This window comes from Palleronia caenipelagi (assembly GCF_007004065.1).
Taxonomy (GTDB): domain Bacteria; phylum Pseudomonadota; class Alphaproteobacteria; order Rhodobacterales; family Rhodobacteraceae; genus Palleronia; species Palleronia caenipelagi.
This window is the reverse complement of the sequence record NZ_VFSV01000147.1, coordinates 1-893: the sequence shown is the minus strand read 5'-3', so window position 1 is coordinate 893 and position 893 is coordinate 1. Positions and strand designations below refer to the sequence as shown.

The 893-nt window shown below is 59.5% G+C and carries 1 protein-coding gene; it reads left to right on the top strand.

Going from position 1 to position 893, the window contains the following annotated elements:
- A partial coding sequence (locus tag FEV53_RS20360) for an IS3 family transposase (RefSeq protein ID WP_142836417.1) occupies positions 1-853 on the top strand: 853 nt, incomplete at its 5' end.
- Between the last annotated feature and the right edge of the window lie 40 nt (positions 854-893).

Here is an 893-nt window from a genome sequence, read left to right as displayed (position 1 = left end):
GGTTTCGACACTCTGCCGGCTGGTCCGCCTGTCACGCAGTTGGTTTTATGGTCACGACGCGAGCTTGGCGGCCCGTCAAGGCCGGGAAGCGCGGCGTGCGGCACAAGACGTGGCGTTGCTGGAGCGGATCAGGCACTTCTTTAAAGCAAGCAAATACCGCTACGGCTCCAAACGCATTCACCGGGATCTGGGCGCTGATGGCGAGCGCGTCTCAGAGCGGCGCGTGGCCAAAATAATGCGGGGAAACAGGATCTCAGCCGGCCAACGCAAGCCGCGCAAGCCGGTCACCACAAACAGCAATCACAAGCTGACCCCGTCGCCGAACCTGCTGCAGCGGGCGTTTCATTGCACCATCCCGAACACCGTCTGGCTCGCTGATATCACTTACGTGGATACCGGCGAGGGCTGGCTCTACCTGGCGGCGGTCAAGGACATGGCGACCCGCGAAATAGTCGGTTGGGCGATGGCCGAACATTTGAAAGCGGAGCTCTGCTGCGATGCGCTACGGATGGCTCTCGACCGGCGCGGTCCGGTGCCAAGTCTGATCCTGCATTCGGATCGCGGCGTGCAATATGCCAGCGGGGACTATCGCAAAGTCATCCATCGCGCAAAGCTGATCCAATCCATGAGCCGCAAAGGGGAGTGTCTGGATAACGCCCCGATGGAGAGCTTCTTTTCTTCGCTCAAAAAGGAGCTGGTCCACCGCCAGCGCTTCGCAACAAAGGCACACGCCAAGGCCGCGATCTTCGAGTACATCGAGGTCTTCTACAACCGCCAGCGACGGCATTCAGCCATAGGCTACCAGACACCAGCCCAGGCATTCAAAGAAATGAGTTGGAAAATCGCCGCGTAGGGTCAACAATCACACTGTCCGGAAACAGGGACGAAGATCA